Origin of the sequence: Frigoribacterium sp. PvP054 (assembly GCF_040547465.1) — a bacterium.
Taxonomy (GTDB): Bacteria; Actinomycetota; Actinomycetes; order Actinomycetales; family Microbacteriaceae; genus Frigoribacterium.
On sequence record NZ_JBEPPU010000012.1, the window covers coordinates 13,625 to 32,945 of the forward strand.

Consider the following 19,321-nt stretch of genomic DNA (forward strand, 5'->3'; position numbering starts at 1 on the left):
CGCCCTCCCCTTTCGCGGCCTCGATGCCTGGCCGCGGGACTCCGCAGTCGCGGGCGCCATCCAGATCCTCTGTGGCATCTGGGCGGCCGTCGGGATCATCCGGGGTCGGCGTCTTCGAAAACGACTGGCGCTTGACCAAGCGCGAATTACGGAGAGCACGGCCGGCCAACGCTGGAGACGGGAAGAGCCAGCCGGGGCCAGAGGTCGTTCAGAGGACAAATCGTGAGCGCCGCGGGGTACGTGGGGCGGACGGCTGGGACGGTGGCGGCGTCGTATTCGATCGTCGTGCCTCCCGGGTTCGTCCGGGTGCCGGGTGGGCTCGACGCTCGCGAGGCGGCCGCAGTCGTCGCCACCCAGCTCGCTGAGCCGTCGGCCGCCGAGAAGTTGTCGGCCCCCGAGGACTGGCGGCTGCGGTTCGGGTCGGCGTTCGAACGAGCACTCGCCGCTGACGTCCACGGTCGGGTGCTCGACTCGTACCTCAGCGCGGGGCCGCTGCCGGGCACCGACATCGTCTGCTCCGTGGTCGTCGCCACGGTGCCCGTCACCCGGTCCGGACATGCCGATCTCGATCGGCTGTTGCTTCGGAGGGTCGCCACCCACGGGGCCGAACCGTTCGTCCTCGCCGGTGATCCCGCCGTCGTCTGGGACGACCCCGCGGGCGACACCTCGGCCCTCGACGGTGACACCGCGACGGCCGGCGGAGGCGACATGGCTGACGACGTCGCCGGCCTGACCCCGCTCCGGCGCCGCACCGTGCTGGCTCGAGTCGCAGGCCGCGACGACCGCTTGATCACCCTCGTCCTCACCGTCGGATCGACCACCACAGCCGAGGCTGCGCGGAGCGACGTCACCTCCGACGCGCAGCGCCGCATCGCCGACGCCCTCGCCGACGTCTTCGACGCGATGGTCAGCACCTTCCTCTGGCGCGACGCCGAGAGTCGCCTCGTCACCGACCGGCCCCTCGCCTGAACCCTCTCGACCGCCACAGAAAGCGATCTCGCACCATGACCGACCACTACGGCGACGACGTCCACGCCCTCGACCTCCTCATCGGGCACGATCCCGACGTCTGGGTGCCCCTGCCGACCACATGGCCACACGACGGGCACCGAGCGCCACGCTCGTGGATCAGGGCCACCGTCCGTGCGGTCGCCGAGCGGTCCGAGGGCGCGACCCGCGCCTCCCGGTCCTGGCTCACCGAGGTGCTCTCGGCGCTGGCCCGCTGGTCGCCGGCCGACGAGCGCCGGTACCTCTACCTGCCCGACATCGCGACGCCGCCGAGCCTGCTGCGGGTGCAGTACGGCTCGGCCCGGGGGGACCGCGACGCCGCCCTGCGAACCATGGTCCTCGAGAGCGACCTCGCCCCGATCGAACCTCCCGTGGTCGAGGTCGTCGAGACGGACGACCTCGGACGGGGCCTTCGGGGTGTGCGGTACGCGGCCCTCGAGGGCGAGGACGGCCTCCTCGCCACCCTCGTCTACGCCTTCCGCGCCGAGCCGTACGACGTCCGCGTCAGCTGTCAGGTCGGCGGCCCCGAAGCGGTGCCGGTCATGATCGCCAAAGTGGACCTCTTCGTCGACGGCATCAGCGTGGTGCCTGCCGCGTGAGACTGGCGCTCACCGTCTTGCACGTCCCCACGGGTCGCCGGGCCGACCGATCCGTCGTCGTCGATCCCGACGCCACCGTCGCCGAGGTCGCCGCACACCTCGCCGCGGCCCTCGGGCTGCCGGCCGACGCCCACGATGCGGCTCCGTCCGACGTCTCGGTCGACGGCTTCCCCGTGGATCCGGACGCCCGGCTCCGGTCGGGCGTCCTGCTCGACGGTGCCGTGCTCGGACTCGGCGGCCCCGCACCGCATCGTCGGCTCCCCGACGACCTGCCGACGATCCGCGTCATCGGAGGACGCGGCGCCGGCACGATCCACGTCGTCGACGTGGGCATCGTGCACGTGGGCACCGGACCGGACGCCGGCGTCCGACTGGACGACGACCGCGTGCCCCCGATCGTCGCGACGATCGAACTGGACGGTGCCGGGCGGTTCTCGCTGACCCCCACGGCGGATGCCTTCCCCGAGTCCGACGTCGACGCCCGCGGGCCGCTCGTCCTCGTCGACCGAATCCCCGTCCTCGGCACGGCCGCGATCGACGAGCACAGCGTCATCACCATCGGCGACACCCTCCTCGCCGTCGCCCCCGCCGGACACCCGTCCGCGGCCATCACCGTGAGCGACGGGGGAGGCACCCTCGACCACGCGCGTCCTCCGCGCCTCCTGCCGGAGCCCCCGACCACGACGTTCCGGTACCCCGCCGAGCCCCAGCAGGGCACGAAGCGGCCCCTGCCGATCGTGGCCGCGCTCGCACCCGTGGTGATGGCGGTCGTGATGGTCAGCGTGTTCGGCAACGTCGCCTTCCTCGCATTCGGGCTCATGTCGCCCGTCGTCATGATCGGCAACCACCTCTACGACAAGCGGAACGGCAAGGTGTCGCACCGGCGGCGCCTGGCCGACCACCAGGCCACCAAGGAGGCGGTGGCGGCGGACGCCGAGAGCGCCGTCCGACAGCTGCAGCGCGAGTTGCGACACCTCAGCCCCGACGCGGCGACCGTGCTCGACATCGCCGTCCGGCGTCGATCCCGGCTGTGGGAGCGCCGCCGGGACGACCCCGACCACCTGCGCGTGAGGATCGGCACCGCAGACCTGCCCTCGGGCGTCACCATCGAGGACCCCGCCGAGCTCGAGCACCGTCGGACGGTGGCCCGCCCCGCCGTCGACGTGCCCGTGACCGTCGACCTGGGCGACCACGGCGTCGTCGGCGTCGCCGGCAGGCCGGAGCACGCCCGACCGCTGGTCGCGTGGATGCTCGCCCAGCTCGCCGTCGCCCAGAGTCCCCGTGACGTGCGCTTCGTCGTCCTGACCGAACAGGCCGCGGTCGACCACTGGTCCTGGCTCGCCCATGTGCCCCACGCTCGGCCCGAGGAAGGACGACCCGCCGCCGTGTGGCTGGGCAACGACGCCGAGACCGTCGCCCGTCGGGTCGCCGAGCTGGGCGCCGAGATCGACGCCCGTCAGCGCGCGGCCCGCGAGTCGACGGGCGCGCTCCGCGCGGCGACCGACGTCGTGCTCGTGCTCGACGGGGCGAGACGACTGCGCACCCTGCCGGGACTCGTCCGCGTCCTCCGGGACGGGCCGTCCGTCGGCGTGCACGCGGTGTGCCTCGACTCCGAACGTCGCTCGCTTCCCGAGGAGTGCGTCGCCGTCGTCACCTGTGGCACCACGAGGCACTCGCTCGACGTGCACCGGACCGCCGACGTGCGAGAGGTCAAGGCCGACCTGTTGCCCGACGGGTGGTTCGAGGCCGTCGGACGGGCCGTCGCCCCGGTGGTCGACGTCGACGACGGTGACGGTGCCGCGGGGCTTCCGGCCCGTTCGCGCCTGCTCGACGTCCTGCAGCTCGACCCGCCGACGCCCGAGGCCGTCCTCGAACGGTGGTCCCGAACGGCCCCCACGACCGAGGTGGTGATCGGCGAGAGCCTCGACGGTCCGTTCTCGTTCGACCTGCGCCGCGACGGCCCGCACGGTCTGGTCGCGGGCACGACCGGCTCGGGCAAGTCCGAGTTGCTGCAGAGCATGGTCGCGTCGCTCGCCGCCGCCAACACGCCCGAGTCGATGACCTTCGTCCTCGTCGACTACAAGGGAGGGGCCGCCTTCCGGGACTTCGGGCCCCTGCCGCACACCGTCGGGATGGTCACCGACCTCGACACGCACCTGGTCGAGCGTGCCCTGCACTCGCTCGGGGCCGAACTGCGTCGCCGGGAACACCTGCTGGCAGACGCCGGGGCCAAGGACCTCGAGGAATACGTCGAGGGCGCAAGCGGGCCGCGTGAACGGCCGCCGCTGCCGCGCCTCCTGATCGTCATCGACGAGTTCGCGAGCATGGTCCGCGAGCTGCCGGACTTCGTGACGGGCCTGGTGAACATCGCCCAGCGGGGACGATCGCTCGGCATCCACCTCGTTCTCGCGACCCAGCGGCCGACCGGCGTCGTCACCGGGGACATCCGGGCCAACACCAACCTGCGCATCGCCCTGAGGGTCACCGACGCAGGCGAGAGCACGGATGTCATCGACGCGGGCGACGCCGCCGGCATCGCGAAGTCGACGCCGGGGCGCGCGTTCGTCCGTCTGGGCGCGCGCGCCCTCGTGCCGTTCCAGGCGGGGCGCGTCGGGGGTCGCCGACCGGGACTGGTCGCCGAGCTCGTGCCGGAGGTGTGGTCGAGTCCGCTCGGTTGGGCGGACCTCGGCCGGTCCGCCCCCGAGCCGCCCGCGCGCACCTCGACCGAGTCGGTCGGTCGCACCGACCTGGTCGAGCTCGTCGCCGCTCTCGCCGCGGCGAGCGACCGCCTCGGCATCGCCCGCCCGCATCGTCCGTGGCTCGACGCGCTGCCCGAACGCATCGTGCTCGACGACCTCGACGCACCCGGGCCCGGCGTCGACGGAGAGGGGCCCGCCGACGGAGACCTGCCCGTCCTGCCGTTCGGTCGGCAGGACTTCCCGGCGGAACAGCGCCAGGCCGCGGCCGTCCTCGATCTGCAGGCCCTCGGCCACCTCTTCGTCGTAGGTGCCCCGCGCACCGGACGCTCTCAGGTGCTGCGAACCGTCGCGGCAGCGATCGCCGACCGGACGAGTTGCGCCGACGTCCATCTCTTCGGCATCGACTGCGGAAGCGGGGCCCTCTTGCCGCTCGAGACCATGCCCCACGTCGGAGCCGTCGTCCAGCGCACCCAGCTCGACCGTGTGCGCCGCCTCCTGACGAAGCTCGTCGACGAGACCCACCGTCGCCAGCAGGTGCTCGCCACGGGTGGCCACGCCGGCGTCGTCGAACAACGCCGGGCGGTGCCCGAGGCCGACCGGCTGCCGCACCTCGTCGTCATGGTGGACCGGTGGGAGGGTTTCACCGGCAGCTTCGCCGAGATCGAACACGGCAAGCTCGTCGACCAGGTGGGGCTGCTGCTGCGTGAGGGCGCCGCGGCGGGGGTGCACGTGATCGTCACGGGCGACCGCCAGCTCGTCGCGGGCCGACTCGCCGCCCTCGTCGACGACAAACTGCTGCTGCGGTTGACGGACCGCGCGGACTACGCCCTCGCCGGGTTGACCCCCCGAGCCCTGCCCGACGTCGTGCCGCTGGGCAGGGGATTCACCGCCGAGAGTGCGATCGAGACGCAGGTCGCCCTGCTCGACGCCGACCCCACGGGCCAGGTCCAGGCCGAGTCCCTGCGCCGGCGCGGGGTCGCGTCGTCGCGTCGTGACCGCCACGTGCCCTCGGGTCGCCGGCCCTTCCGCGTCGACCAGTTGGCCGGCCCGATCACGTTCGACGAGGCCTGGTCCCGTCGGGACGAGCGCGACCCGACGGGACTGTTCGCCCTCGTCGGCGTCGGTGGCGACGACCTCGTGCCGATGGGGCCGGACCTCACTGAGGGGCCGGGCAGCTTCGTCGTCACCGGTCCGCCGAAGAGCGGACGCAGCAGCGTCCTGGTCGCCATGGTCCGGTCGATCACCGCACAGGGCGTCGAGGTCGTCGTGGTCGCACCACGCCGCTCGCCGCTCCGTGCCCTCGAAGGGACCCCGGGCGTCGTGGCGACGATCACCAGCCAGACCGTCGAGGCCTCGACGCTCGCGCCGCTCTTCTCGGCACCGCATGGTCCCCGCGTGCTCGTCGTCGACGACGGTGAACGCCTCAAGGACTGCCCCGCCGCCGAGTGGCTCGCGGACTTCCTGCGTTCGTGCCCCGAGACCGGTCGCGCTCTCGTCGTGGCGGGTACGACCGGCGAGGTGCTGACGGGGTGGTCCGGCTGGCACGTGGACGTGCGGAACAACCGTTGCGGTGCCGTGCTCGGCCCGCAGCTTCCGAACGAGGGCGAGCAGGTCGGCGTCCGTCTGACGAAGGCCGATCTCACCGATCGGCCGACGCCGGGAGTCGCCTTCGTGGACGACGGGACCGGGCAGGCCGTGAGGGTGCAGGTGCCGTTCGACCCGGTCGGCTGATCCCCGCCCGTGTCGCGGCACCTGCACCCGGGCGCTCATCGCGCGTCGCCCACCCCGAGGGCGGAGGGACGGTCGCCCGGCCGTGCGGTCGACTCGGCGTCGATCGCGAGGCCCGGGCGCCGGCGCCTCCTGATGTGGAGCGCGCCCGCCGCCGCCACCAGGACGACCCCGGTCCCGAGGATGCCGAGGGCCACGAGCAACGCCTGCCCGGCTCCGTCGGACCCGGTGAAGGCGAGGCGGGCCGGGGGGACGGGTGCCTCGGTCGCGGCCGGCTGTCGGATGATCGTCATCTCGCTCCGGTGCACCGTCGTGTCGGAGAAGGCGGGCACGATCTGGCTGCCGTCCTCCGCCACCGGTGATCCTGCGGACGAGAAGACGAAGACGTACGTGCCGGGGCGGTCGAGCGTGGTGCACGGGGTGTCGTAGGTGCCGTCCTCGCCGACGGTGACGGCTTCGCGTGCCACGACCAGGCTCGGGTCGATGCGGTCGACCGGCCCGAGATCGCCTCCCTCGTCGGGGGCCTCGTCGAACGGCCCGACGAGCACCGACTCGACCTCGACCCCGCCGGGGACGTCGGGGTGGAGGTCGACGACCGTCAGGGCATCGCTGACACAGGTGCCGGGGTCGCCCTCGGCCTGCGACGCCGTCGTCGAGAGGGACGGGGCCCACGGGACGAACGAGGTCTCGGTCGCGGCGCCGAAGGGCGAGCGCCACGAACCGACCCGGTCGCGGCCGGCCTCGACCGGGGTGTCGGCCGGGTCGATGGTCTCGACCCAGGTGAAGTACCCGCCGGACGGCAGTTCGCAACCCTGCGTCGAGTACGTGCCGGGCCCGTCGAGCACCTCGAGCGCGACCTCGCAGACGACCGGGGCGTCCGCCGGCCAGTCGTCTGTCTCGACGAGGGGAGCGAGGAAGGGCCCGAGCAGGCGGCTGCGGACGGTGACCGGCACGGCCCGCCACGTGCCCGAGTCGTCGTACCGACCCCATTCGGAGAGGAGCCCCTCTCCGGGCCGGACGTCGAGGGTCACCTGATCCGTCACGATCGTGCCGACCTCGGCGACCGTGTCGCTGGTCTCGGTAACGACCCGCGGTGCGAAGGGCAGTGGTGACAACTGCTGGACGCTGACCGATTCCGATGCCGACGCGGCCACGCCACCCGAGAACAAGATCATCTGCGACCCGGCAGGACTGTTGCCCACCGTCGTGACCCTCCCGTAGGGCAGGTCGTCGAACCGGACCGTCGCGGTCACGATCAGGCGGGCACGGTCACCGGTAGCCGTCACGGGCACCGGTTCGCCGTTGCGCACGGCGGCCGTCGTCGACCCGTCCGCGAAGACGGCCCCGTCGAGCGTGACGGTGCCCTCGTGCGACGGTTCGAGCACGGACGGGCCGCCCGTCACCCGGTCGACCGTGAGGTCGGGGCGGATGAGCCCCGTCCCGTCGGCTGCGAGCTCGACGGTGATCGAGGCCACGACCGACTTCGACGCGGCGGACGACGCTTCGGCGAGCATCTGGTTCGCCCGCTCGAGCACGATCGGCCAGCGCTCGTTCGCGCGGCCCGCGTAGTAGCGCTGCGTGTGGCCGTTCAGCCCGGTGATCGTCCAGACGGCGAGCTGACCCGCGGCGGCCGTGTCGGCGTCGGTCGTTCCGCCCCAGGTGCGGGCGATGTAGGCGAGGCGGGCGTGGTCGTCGGTCGAGACGCCGATGACGTCACCGCCGGTGGTCGTGTCGTAGTGGTTGCCGACCGGCGAGGTCTTGCCGGCCTCGAGGCAGAAGGCCAGGGTGCCGTCGTCGAGCCGGTAGGTGCCGAGCCACGAGACGCCGTCGACCCGCCACAGGTGCCCGACGCCGCGACCGGTGCCGGTGACGGCGACAGCCGGGGCCTGCCCGAGGAGACCGGCGGCGACGGAGAACAAGAGGACGAGGGCGAGCGCGAGGCGTCGTCTGGGGGGCCCGAGGGCGCTGTGTCGTGATGTCATGCACCGACGATCGGGCAGGGACCCCGGCTGCCGAGGCCGGCACCGCGCCTCCTGTGCACGGTTGTCGACGACGCAGGCCGGGGGAGGAGCCGTCACGCGACGACGCCCCCGCCGCGAGGTGCGGCAGGGGCGTCGTCAGACGGGGAGGACCGAGGTCACTCGGTCTCGTCGAGGTCGATCTCGTCACCCTCGAGGTCGTTCGAGGCGTACTCGGGCGAGCCCTCGCGGGGTGCGCCGCCGGTCGGGCCGTCGTTGCCCTCGCCGACGCCGGGGAAGACCGTCTCGCCGGCGACCGCGTCGTTCGTAGCGATCTGCTCGGACTCGGCGAACTCGTCGGCCTGGTCGTAGGGCTGGTCGCCCGATGCTGCGGGGGTGTTCGTGTCGCTCATGGTGCGTCCTCTCGAAGGCGGTGCGGGGTGGTGGGGGGTCGGATCAGGCCAGGCCGAGCTGCTGCTTCAGGCCGGCCTCGTCGGTGGCGCCCCAGCGCTCGACCAGCAGGCCGTCCTCGTCGAAGCGTCCGACCTGGATGCCGCGCACCGTGAACGACTTGCCCGTGGGCTCGGCGCCCTGGAACGTGCCGGTGTGCGTCCCCGAGATCGTGAAGACGGCGGTGACGTTCTCGTCGTCGGCGACGAGGGTCTCGACCCCGAGGTCGGCGTCGGGGAAGGCCTCGAAGAACTCGGTCCAGAAGGCCTGGATGCCGGCGAGGCCGGCGGGTGCGTCGGGGGCCGGGTCGTGGTCGACGACGTCGGCGTGGAAGCCCTCGCCCAGTCGGTCGATCTCGCGGGCGGTCAGGATCTCGCCGATGCGCTGCTGGGTGGCGACGTTCTTCTCTTTCGACATGCGTGTCTCCGTTTCTCGTTCTATCGGGATGCCTCTCGTCTACTCCCCAGGCCCGCGATCGCCGCCGATGCTCACAGCAGACGTGACGCTCGGCGTACCCCTCGGGTCGCCCGCTAGGCTGACCGCTGGCCCATTGTCTTCATGTCGAGATGGCTCGATGTCGAGACGGATCATGGTGAGACGACGCAGAGATGCGGATTGGAAGAACAGCGTGGATCTTTTCGAGTACCAGGCCAGAGACCTGTTCGAGCAGTACGGCGTGCCCGTGCTGCCGGGCATCGTGGCCGACACCCCCGAGGAGGCGCGGGCAGCGTCCGAGAAGCTGGGTGGCGTCACCGTCGTCAAGGCCCAGGTCAAGGTCGGCGGCCGCGGCAAGGCCGGCGGCGTCAAGGTGGCGAAGACCCCCGACGACGCCGAGGCGGCGGCGAAGGACATCCTCGGGCTCGACATCAAGGGCCACGTCGTGAAGCGCGTGATGATCGCGGGCGGCGCCCAGATCGCGCAGGAGTTCTACTTCTCGGTGCTGCTCGACCGCGCCAACCGCTCGTACCTCTCGCTCTGCAGCGTCGAGGGCGGCATGGAGATCGAACAGCTCGCCGTCGAGAAGCCCGACGCCCTCGCGCGCGTCGAGGTCGACCCCCGCTCGGGCATCGACCTGGCCAAGGCCACCGAGATCGCGAAGGCCGGCGGGTTCCCCGACGAGCTGATCGAGAAGGTCGCCCCCGTGCTGGTCAAGCTCTACGCGGTGTACGAGGGCGAGGACGCCACGCTCGTCGAGGTCAACCCGCTCGTGCTCACCGAGCAGGGCGACATCGTCGCCCTCGACGGCAAGGTGTCGATCGACGAGAACGCCGAGTTCCGTCACCCCGGCCACGCCGAGCTCGAGGACGCCGACGCGGCCGACCCGCTCGAGGCCAAGGCGAAGGCAGCCGGGCTCAACTACGTGAAGCTCGACGGCGAGGTCGGCATCATCGGCAACGGTGCCGGGCTCGTCATGTCGACGCTCGACGTCGTCGCCTACGCCGGCGAGGCGCACGGTGGGGTCAAGCCCGCCAACTTCCTCGACATCGGCGGCGGAGCGAGCGCCGAGGTCATGGCGGCCGGGCTCGACGTCATCCTGGGCGACGCCCAGGTCAAGAGCGTGTTCGTCAACGTCTTCGGTGGCATCACCGCCTGCGACGCGGTCGCCAACGGCATCGTCGCCGCCCTGGGCATCCTCGGCGACGCGGCCACCAAGCCGCTCGTCGTGCGCCTCGACGGCAACAACGTCGACGAGGGTCGACGCATCCTGGCGGAGGCGGCGCACCCGCTCGTCACCGTCGTCGCGACCATGGACGAGGCTGCCGACAAGGCCGCCGAGCTGGCTTCGAAGTAAGGACTGCACAGAACAATGTCGATCTTCCTCAACAAAGACAGCAAGGTCATCGTCCAGGGCATCACCGGCGGCGAGGGCACGAAGCACACCGCCCTGATGCTCAAGGCCGGCACGCAGGTCGTGGGTGGCGTCAACGCCCGCAAGGCCGGCACCACCGTCACCCACGGTGACGTCGAACTGCCCGTCTTCGGCACGGTCACCGAGGCCGTCGCAGAGACCGGCGCCGACGTCTCGATCGTCTTCGTGCCGCCGGCGTTCGCGAAGGACGCCGTCGTCGAGGCCATCGAGGCCGAGGTGCCGCTCGTCGTCGTCATCACCGAGGGCATCCCCGTGCAAGACAGCGCCGAGTTCTGGGCGCTCGCCAAGGCCAAGGGCGGCACGACGCGCATCATCGGGCCGAACTGCCCCGGCATCATCACGCCGGGCGAGTCGCTGGTCGGCATCACGCCCGCCTCGATCTCGGGCTCCGGCCCGATCGGACTCGTGTCGAAGTCGGGCACCCTGACCTACCAGATGATGTTCGAGCTGCGCGACCTCGGCTTCTCGACCGCCATCGGCATCGGCGGCGACCCGGTCATCGGCACGACCCACATCGACGCCCTCGAGGCGTTCGAGGCCGACCCCGACACCAAGGCGATCGTCATGATCGGCGAGATCGGCGGAGACGCCGAAGAACGCGCTGCCGACTACATCAAGGCGCACGTCACCAAGCCGGTCGTCGGCTACGTCGCGGGCTTCACCGCCCCCGAGGGCAAGACGATGGGCCACGCGGGCGCGATCGTGTCCGGCTCGGCCGGCACGGCCCAGGCCAAGAAAGAGGCGCTCGAGGCCGCCGGCGTCAAGGTCGGCAAGACGCCGAGCGAGACCGCGGCGCTGCTGCGCGAGGTCTACGCCTCCCTCTGAGGGATGACCCGCGCCTCCTCGACGGGCGTGTCCGTCGTGACGGGTCGTCTTCGGACGGCCGGCCATGACGGACACGCCCGTCGTCGTCCCCCCGGCGACCGGGCGTCGTCCGGGCGTCGTCCGGAGTGACGTCGAGGGCGTCGTCGTCGCGGGCGGCGGGGCAGCAAGCCGGCCCCGGTCGGCACCGGTACAGTCGCTCGCGATGAACCGCCCAGTCACCGCCCTCTTCGCCGCGCTCGAAGCCCTGCTCGTCGTGGGCGTCGGCGTCGGCATCCCCCTCGTCGTGCTGACCTCGCTCTGGGCGTTCCAGTACGGGCTGCAGATCGACTGGATCGTGTTCTGGCGGGCCGCCGTCGACTCGTGGCTCGTCGGCCACGGCGCGGACCTCACCCTGCAGCTCAGCGCCGAGGCCGCGGCCGCGACGGGCGTCACCGGAGCCGACGCCCCCATCGTCATCTCGCTGGCGGCCATGGGCTTCGCCGTGCTCACCGTCCTGATGGGCATCCGCGCGGGTCGTGCCGCGGCCGAGACGGCGCACCGCGTGACGGGCGTGCTCGTGACCATCGGCACCGTCGCCGTGCTCTCGCTCGCGCTCACGGCCTCGGCCCAGCACGAGCTCGCCCGCCCGTCGCTGTGGCAGGGGACGCTGCTGCCCACGCTCGTCTACGCGGTGCCCGTCGTGGTCATGGCCGAGGTGACCCGGCGCCGTCGCGGCGAGGCCGCGGACCCCGTGACGGGTGCGATCGTCGGCGTGCTGACACGACTGCCCGGCCAGGTGACCGGCATCGCCGCGACCGCGCTGCGTCTCGGCGCGACGTCGGCCGCCGCCGTGCTCGCCGCCTCGGCCCTGGTCGTCACGGTGCTCGTCGTGACGAGCTACGCCGAGGTGATCACCCTCTACGAAGGGGCGCACGGAGGGTTCCTGGGCGGGCTGGCGCTGACCGTCGGCCAGCTCGCCCTGATCCCCGACGTCGTCGTCTGGGCGGCGTCGTGGTTGGTCGGGCCCGGCTTCGCCATCGGCACCGGCTCGTCGATCTCTCCACTCGGCACCGCGGTCGGACCGATGCCCGCGATCCCGCTGCTGGGGGCACTGCCGACCGCCGACCTCACCTTCGGCTTCGTCGGTCTGCTCGTGCCGGTCGTCGCGGCCTACGTCTGCGCCACCGTGCTGAGGCCGCGGCTGCAGCGCGTGCTCTCCGGTCACGGCGTCGACGACGTGCTGCACCGCATCGTGACCGCGGTCGTCGGTGGCCTCGTCGGGGGAGTCCTGCTCGGGCTGCTCGCCTGGGCCGCCTCGGGGTCGGCCGGGCCCGGCCGGCTGACCGACGTCGGCCCCGACCCGCTGCTGGTGGGTGGCTTCGCGGCGCTCGAGTTCGCCGTCGCGGCCGTGCTCGCGATGGTCGTCTCGCCCCCGAGGTTCGTGGGCGGCCCGGGCGTCGGGGCGGGGACGTCGTCCGACGAGGCGGCGGCCCGCGAGGCCCGACGTGACGCCGCGTCCGGGTCCGACGAGCGAGCCGATCCGGCGTCGGCCACGAGGCCCGACGGCGACGACACCGAGCGCATCGAGGGCCTCACGCGCTGAGCGGCCCGCGGGCGGATCGGCCGCCCGACGGCGTGCCCGCCGGGGGCCGCTAGGCTTGCCGGGTGCTGAAGCTCGTGGTGCTCATCTCCGGTGGCGGCTCGAACCTCCGGGCGCTGCTCGAGGCCGCGAGCGACGCCGAGTACCCCGCTCGGGTCGTCGCCGTCGGGGCCGACCGCGAGGCCGACGGATTCGAGCACGCCGAGCACTTCGGGGTCCCGACGTTCTCGGTCTCGTTCTCGAACTTCGCCGACCGTGCCGCCTGGGGCGACGAGCTGCTGGCCCAGATCGAGCAGTGGCAGCCCGACCTCGTGGTGCTCAGCGGCTTCATGCGGCTCGTGCCACCGCGGGTCGTCGCGGCACTCGCCCCGAACCTCATCAACACCCACCCCGCCTACCTGCCCGAGTTCCCCGGGGCCCACGGCGTGCGCGACGCGCTCGCCGCCGGCGTCGAGCAGACGGGTGCCAGCGTCATCGTCGTCGACGAGGGCGTCGACAGCGGCCCGATCCTCGCGCAGCGCCGCATCCCCGTGCTGCCCGGCGACGACGAGTCGTCGCTGCACGACCGCATCAAGGTCGTCGAGCGCGAACTGCTCGTGCAGACCGTGCTCGACATCGCCAACGGAACGACCACCCTCGAACAGGAGCCCACCGCATGAGCGGCCACGTCATCGACCCCAGCCTCTACCGCGACCGTGACGCCGTCCCCGTGCGACGTGCGCTCCTCAGCGTCAGCGACAAGACCGGCCTGCTCGACCTCGCCGCGGCTCTCTCGGCCTCCGGCGTCGAGATCGTGTCGACCGGTTCGACGGCCCAGACCATCCGCGACGCCGGCCACGCCGTCACCGAGGTGAGCAGCGTCACCGGGTTCCCCGAGTCGCTCGACGGCCGGGTGAAGACGCTGCACCCCGCGGTGCACGCGGGCATCCTCGCCGACCTGCGGCTCGAGTCGCACGAGGCCCAGCTGGCCGAGCTCGACATCGCCGCGTTCGAGCTCGTCGTGGTCAACCTGTACCCGTTCGTCGAGACGGTGGCGTCGGGCGCCGACGCCGCGACCGTCATCGAGAACGTCGACATCGGCGGGCCCGCGATGGTGCGTGCCGCCGCGAAGAACCACGCCAACGTGGCGATCGTGGTGTCGCCGACGAGCTACCCGCAGGTCGTCGAGGCCCTCACGCTCGGTGGCACGACCCTGGCCCAGCGTCAGCGTCTCGCCGGCGAGGCCTTCGCCCACACGGCCGCGTACGACACGGCGGTGGCGGAGTACTTCGCCGCACACGTGGGCGCGGGCACCGAGGGTGACGCGTCCGCCGCGGCGACCGGCGCCTCCTCGTCCGTCGTCGACCCCGAGGAGGCGCGGGCCGGCTTCGATCCCCGGGTCGAGGTCTCGGGTGAGCTGCAGCACACCCTCCGCTACGGCGAGAACGCCCACCAGGCCGCCGCGATCTACGCGACGCCCGGGGCGCACGGCATCGCGCAGGCGACGCAGCTGCACGGCAAGGAGATGTCGTACAACAACTACGTGGACGCCGACGCCGCCCTCCGCGCCGCCTTCGACTTCGACGAGCCCGCCGTGGCGATCATCAAGCACGCCAACCCGTGCGGCATCGCCGTCGCCTCGCCCGACGCCGTCGACGCCATCGCCGACGCGCACCAGCGTGCGCACGCCTGCGACCCCGTCTCGGCCTTCGGCGGCGTCATCGCGGCCAACCGCACCGTGACCCGCGCCATGGCCGAGACGGTCGCCGACATCTTCACCGAGGTCGTCATCGCCCCGGCGTTCGAGCCCGAGGCGGTCGAGGTGCTCAGCCGGAAGAAGAACGTCCGGTTGCTCACGCTGCCCGCCGGCTTCGCGCGCGAGGCCCGCGAGGTCAAGCAGATCTCGGGCGGCCTGCTGGTGCAGGACGCCGACGGGTTCGACGGCTTCACGTCCGCCGGGTGGACGCTCGTCGCGGGCGACGAGGCCGACGCCGCCACGCGGGCCGACCTCGAGTTCGCCTGGAAGGCGTCGCGGGCCGTCAAGTCGAACGCGATCCTGCTCGCCTCGGACGGCGCGTCGGTGGGCGTGGGCATGGGCCAGGTCAACCGCGTCGACTCGTGCCACCTCGCCGTCGATCGCGCCGGGGCCCGTGCCGCCGGGTCGGTCGCCGCGTCCGACGCGTTCTTCCCCTTCGCCGACGGGCTGCAGGTGCTGCTCGACGCCGGGGTGACCGCCGTCGTCCAGCCCGGCGGCTCGATCCGCGACGACGAGGTGGTGGCCGCGGCCCAGGCGGCCGGCGTCACCATGTACTTCACGGGCGAGCGCCACTTCTTCCACTGAGTGACGCGCGGCGCCTGCGGCACGCACCGCACCGCGACCCCGAGGGGCGCCGCGGGGTCGCGGGAGGCGCGGTGCGGGCCTGCCACGAATCCGAACGATTCCGTCTTGCGGCGGAGCCGACGGCACACATATCCTGTAAGGCTGCTTGCAGCCGGTCGACCCCGACCGCGCGGACGGACGACGACACTCAGGAGGACATGATGACGACGACGACACTGACCACGGTGGGCACGGCCACCGACGGTGCTCGCGTGGGTCGCGCCTCCTCGGCGTCTCCGAGCCCGGCGCCGATCAGCTAGACGAGACGGCCCGCCGCCCACCGGCACCCCTCGCACACCCCCTCCCGGCGATCGTCCCCGGGCGGGGCCGCGCGTCGTCCCCAGCGACCGCGACGACATCTCCTCTCCACAACGGGTCACGGCTCGGCGCCGCACCCGTGCCAGATCACGACACTTGGATCACCCATGTCTCAGAAGTCCCCGTCCACCCGTCCGCCCGATGGTGCGGGCCGTCCCTCGACGGTCCGAGCCCTCGCGCGCCTCCACCCCTACGCGCGGCCCGCCTACCCGCGGTTGGTCCTCGGCCTCGTCGCGTCGTTGACCGCCGCCGTCGTCGCACTGCTCATCCCCCTCGTGCTGCAACTGCTGGTCGACGGCCCCCTGTCGAGCGGCGACCGGGCGCAGGTGTGGCCCGCGTTCGGCGTCGTCCTCGGCCTCGGCATCGTCGAGGCCCTGATGATCGGCACGCGTCGTCGCATGGTGCTCACGCCGAGCACCCGCGTCGAGGCGACCATGCGCAACGCGCTCTACGCGAAGCTGCAAGACCTGCCGGTGGCGTTCCACGACCGCTGGCAGAGCGGGCAGCTGCTCAGCCGGTCGGTCAGCGACCTCAGCCTGATCAGGCGGTGGATCGCCTTCGGGCTGCTGCTGCTGGTCGTCAACCTCGTCACGATCGTCGTCGGGTTCGTCGTGCTGTTCTGGTACAGCTGGGTGCTCGGGCTGATCTTCGTCGTGGCCTCGCTGCCGGTGTTCGTCGTCAGCTTCGCCTTCGAGAAGCGGTACTCGATCGTCGCCCGTCGCAGCCAGGACCAGGTCGGCGACCTCGCCACCAGCGTGGAAGAGAGCGTGCACGGCATCCGCGTGCTCAAGGCGTTCGGTCGGGGCAAGCACTCGCTGCGCGAGTTCGTCAAGCAGGCCGAAGACCTGCGCGGCACCGAGATCGAGAAGGCCAAGGCGATCTCGAAGCTGTGGCTCTGGCTGCTGCTCGTGCCCGACGTGGCGTTCGCCCTGTGCCTGCTCGGCGGCATCGGGCTGGCCGCCGACGGCCAGCTGACGGTCGGTCAGCTGTTCGCCTTCTTCGCGACGGCCACCGTGCTGCGCTGGCCGGTCGAGTCGATCGGCTTCCTGCTGTCGATGACCTTCGACACCCGCACCGCCGTCGACCGCTACTTCGAGGTGATGGACACCGAGAACGACGTGACCGACCCCGCCCGGCCGGTGACGATCGCCGAGCCGCACGGCCGGCTCGAGTTCGACTCCGTGCACTTCCGCTACCAGGACTCCCCGGCGCAGTACGACGACCTCGTCAACGGGGTCGACCTCGTGCTCGAGCCGGGCGAGACCATGGCGCTCGTGGGGCTCACCGGTTCGGGCAAGACGACGTTGCTCTCGCTCGTGTCGCGTCTCTACGACGTCACCGGCGGTCGCGTGCTGATCGACGGGGTCGACGTGCGCGACCTGACGAGAGAAGAGCTGCGTCGGCACATCGGCATGGCCTTCGAGGACGCCACGCTCTTCAGTGCGTCGGTGCGTGACAACGTCATGCTCGGCCGACCCGACCTCGTCGACGACGCGGTCGAGGCCGACCGCGTGATGCGCGAGGCCCTCGACATCGCCCAGGCCGACTTCGTCGAGCGTCTGCCCGACGGCGTCGACACGCGCGTCGGCGAAGAGGGGCTGAGCCTGTCCGGGGGTCAGCGTCAGCGTCTCGCCCTCGCCCGCGCCATCGCGGCCCGGCCCGCCGTCCTGGTGCTCGACGACCCGCTGTCGGCGCTCGACGTCGACACCGAGGCGCGCGTCGAGGCCGGCCTGCGTCGGGTGCTCGCCTCGACGACGTCGCTGATCGTGGCCCACCGGCCGTCGACGGTGACCCTGGCCGACCGGGTCGCGCTGCTCGAGAACGGGCGCGTCACCGCGGTGGGGCGGCACTCCGACCTGCTCGCGACCAACGAGCACTACCGCTACGTCATCTCGTCGCTCGACGACGACACGACCACCCGAGAAGAGGTGCTGGCATGATCGACGCGACCCTCGAGGACGACCGTCCCGACCGCCCCACGACCGCCGGCGACACGTCGGCGTCCGACCCCGCCGCACCCGTCGAGCACGAGGCCCTCGACGGCCGCACCCCGGCCGAGAAGCGTGCCGAGCAGGGCTCGACGACCGAAGGCGTCCGGGGCGAAGAGCGCCAGGACTTCACCGCGGCCGAGAGCAAGCGCCTCCGCCGGCGCTCGTTGCGGCTGCTCGGCTCGCTCGTGCATCCGCTCCGCTGGCGACTGGTGCTCATGGGCGTCGTCGTCGTCATCAGCACGGCCTCGCAGGTCGCGGGGCCGGCGCTCATCGCGATCGGCATCGACCGGGCCCTGCCCGCCCTGATGGACCAGCAGGACTGGGTGCCCGCGATCATGGTCGTCGTGGTCTATCTGATCACGGGCGTCATCGGTGCCGTGCTCATGGCGCAGTACACCGTGCTCTCGGCCCGCATCAGCCAGGCCATCCTGATCGACCTGCGCAAGCGGCTGTTCCTGCACACGCAGCGACTCAGCCTCGAGTTCCACGAGACCTACACGTCGGGCCGCATCATCTCGCGGCAGACCAGCGATCTCGACTCGATCCGCGAGCTGCTCGACTCGGGCATCAACCAGCTCGTCTCCGGCCTGCTCTACATGGTCTTCACGGCCATCGCGTTGGTGAGCCTCGACGCCCAGAGCGGACTCGTGCTCGCTGTCGCGCTGGTGCCCCTCTTCGCGCTGACGCGCTGGTTCCAGGTGCGGTCGCAGAAGCTGTTCCGGGCCACGCGCGTCGCGAGCGCGCGGGTGATCGTGCACTTCGTCGAGACCATGACCGGCATGCGCGCCGTCCAGGCGTTCCGCAAGGAGAAGCGCAACGAGGACGAGTACGCCGGCCACGTCGAGGAGTACCGCCAGGCGAACGCGAAGGTCTTCACCCTGTTCGGCACGTTCGACCCCGGTCTCGTGCTGATCGGCAACGCGACCCTCGCCGTGGTCGTGCTCTGGGGCGGGTTCCGCGTGATCGACGGCTCGCTCGAGGTCGGCGCGCTGCTCGCGGTCGCGCTGTACGCCAAGCGGTTCTTCGACCCGGCCGAAGAGATGGCCATGTTCTACAACGGCTACCAGTCGGCGTCGGCCGCGCTCGAGAAGATCTCGGGCGTGCTGGAAGAGCAGCCCAGCGTGCCCGACCCGACGCGTCCGGTCGACCTGTGGGACGCCAAGGGGCAGGTGCACTTCGACGACGTCGAGTTCGCCTACAACGCCGACACGGTCGTGCTGCCCGGGTTCGACCTGCACGTGCCGGCGGGGCAGACCATCGCCCTCGTCGGCTCGACCGGGGCCGGCAAGTCGACCCTCGCCAAGCTCATCTCGCGCTTCTACGACCCGACGCGTGGCGCCGTGACGCTCGACGGCGTCGACCTGCGCGACCTGCACCCGAAAGACCTCCGTCGCGCCATCGTCATGGTCACGCAAGAGGCGTACCTCTTCTCGGGTTCGGTGGCCGACAACATCGCGCTGGGCAAGCCCGACGCGACGCGCGACGAGATCGTGCGGGCGGCGAAGGCGGTGGGAGCACACGAGTTCATCGAGGCCCTGCCCGACGGGTACGACACCGACGTGAACAAACGCGGCGGCCGCGTGTCGGCCGGGCAACGCCAGCTGCTCTCGTTCGCCCGAGCGTTCATCGCCGACCCGAGCGTGTTGATCCTGGACGAGGCGACGGCGTCGCTCGACATCCCGTCCGAGCGCATGGTGCAAGAGGCGCTGCAGACCCTGCTCGCCGATCGCACCGCGGTGATCATCGCGCACCGGCTGTCGACGGTCGCGATCGCCGACCGGGTGCTCGTGATGGAACACGGCAAGATCGTCGAGGACGGCACCCCCGACGACCTCATCGCGGGCACGGGCCGCTTCGCCCAGCTCCACGCGGCCTGGCGCGACTCGCTCGTGTGAGGTCGGCGGGGCCCGTCGCCGATGGCGACGACGGGTGGGTTC

At 72.1% G+C, this 19,321-nt stretch carries 13 protein-coding genes; 10 read left to right on the top strand and 3 right to left on the bottom strand.

Annotated features, from left to right (window positions below):
- Positions 1–222: 222 nt before the first annotated feature.
- Genes ABID81_RS13530 through ABID81_RS13540 form a run of 3 tightly spaced genes read left to right on the top strand, consistent with a single transcriptional unit; the run spans position 223 to position 6,037 of the window.
- On the top strand, positions 223–969 hold the full coding sequence (locus tag ABID81_RS13530) for a hypothetical protein (RefSeq protein ID WP_354595307.1): 747 nt from the start codon (positions 223–225) through the stop codon (positions 967–969).
- A gap of 35 nt (positions 970–1,004) precedes the next feature.
- Positions 1,005–1,607, top strand: coding sequence for a hypothetical protein (locus tag ABID81_RS13535; RefSeq protein ID WP_354595308.1), 603 nt, complete (start codon positions 1,005–1,007; stop codon positions 1,605–1,607).
- Positions 1,604–6,037, top strand: a complete 4,434-nt coding sequence (locus ABID81_RS13540) for a type VII secretion EssC family protein (protein WP_354595309.1) — start codon at positions 1,604–1,606, stop codon at positions 6,035–6,037. Before ABID81_RS13535 ends, ABID81_RS13540 begins: the two co-directional genes overlap by 4 nt.
- Before the next feature lie 35 nt (positions 6,038–6,072).
- Here the strand turns inward: ABID81_RS13540 and ABID81_RS13545 are convergent, their stop codons facing one another.
- The 3 genes from ABID81_RS13545 to ABID81_RS13555 all read right to left on the bottom strand — a co-directional run bounded on the left by ABID81_RS13545 (position 6,073) and on the right by ABID81_RS13555 (position 8,859).
- Positions 6,073–8,016, bottom strand: a complete 1,944-nt coding sequence (locus ABID81_RS13545; protein ID WP_354595310.1) for a thioester domain-containing protein — start codon at positions 8,014–8,016, stop codon at positions 6,073–6,075.
- A 155-nt stretch (positions 8,017–8,171) separates the two neighbouring features.
- Positions 8,172–8,405, bottom strand: a complete 234-nt coding sequence (locus ABID81_RS13550) for a hypothetical protein (protein WP_123519640.1) — start codon at positions 8,403–8,405, stop codon at positions 8,172–8,174.
- Positions 8,406–8,448: 43 nt separating this feature from the next.
- Positions 8,449–8,859, bottom strand: coding sequence for an ester cyclase (locus ABID81_RS13555; RefSeq protein WP_354595311.1), 411 nt, complete (start codon positions 8,857–8,859; stop codon positions 8,449–8,451).
- 211 nt (positions 8,860–9,070) lie between these two features.
- On the opposite strand from ABID81_RS13555, the gene sucC reads away from it, so the two are divergent.
- The 7 genes from sucC (at position 9,071) to ABID81_RS13590 (ending at position 19,279) form a co-directional block, all read left to right on the top strand.
- On the top strand, positions 9,071–10,234 hold the full coding sequence (sucC, locus tag ABID81_RS13560) for an ADP-forming succinate--CoA ligase subunit beta (protein ID WP_194595024.1): 1,164 nt from the start codon (positions 9,071–9,073) through the stop codon (positions 10,232–10,234).
- Positions 10,235–10,249: 15 nt separating this feature from the next.
- Positions 10,250–11,137, top strand: a complete 888-nt coding sequence (gene sucD, locus ABID81_RS13565; protein ID WP_043594275.1) for a succinate--CoA ligase subunit alpha — start codon at positions 10,250–10,252, stop codon at positions 11,135–11,137.
- Between the two features lie 202 nt (positions 11,138–11,339).
- Positions 11,340–12,719, top strand: coding sequence for a cell division protein PerM (locus tag ABID81_RS13570; protein ID WP_354595312.1), 1,380 nt, complete (start codon positions 11,340–11,342; stop codon positions 12,717–12,719).
- A gap of 62 nt (positions 12,720–12,781) precedes the next feature.
- Positions 12,782–13,375: a phosphoribosylglycinamide formyltransferase gene (gene purN / locus ABID81_RS13575; protein ID WP_354595313.1), complete on the top strand. Its 594-nt coding sequence runs from the start codon at positions 12,782–12,784 to the stop codon at positions 13,373–13,375.
- Positions 13,372–15,036, top strand: a complete 1,665-nt coding sequence (gene purH, locus ABID81_RS13580; RefSeq protein WP_354595314.1) for a bifunctional phosphoribosylaminoimidazolecarboxamide formyltransferase/IMP cyclohydrolase — start codon at positions 13,372–13,374, stop codon at positions 15,034–15,036. The genes purN and purH overlap by 4 nt, the downstream gene beginning before the upstream one ends.
- A 464-nt stretch (positions 15,037–15,500) precedes the next feature.
- Positions 15,501–17,333 (top strand): ABC transporter ATP-binding protein, encoded by a 1,833-nt coding sequence (locus tag ABID81_RS13585; RefSeq protein ID WP_354595315.1) that lies wholly within the window; start codon positions 15,501–15,503, stop codon positions 17,331–17,333.
- The gene (locus ABID81_RS13590) at positions 17,330–19,279 is read left to right on the top strand and encodes an ABC transporter ATP-binding protein (RefSeq protein ID WP_354595316.1); all 1,950 of its coding nucleotides are present in this window, start codon (positions 17,330–17,332) and stop codon (positions 19,277–19,279) included. The genes ABID81_RS13585 and ABID81_RS13590 overlap by 4 nt, the downstream gene beginning before the upstream one ends.
- Positions 19,280–19,321: the final 42 nt, after the last annotated feature.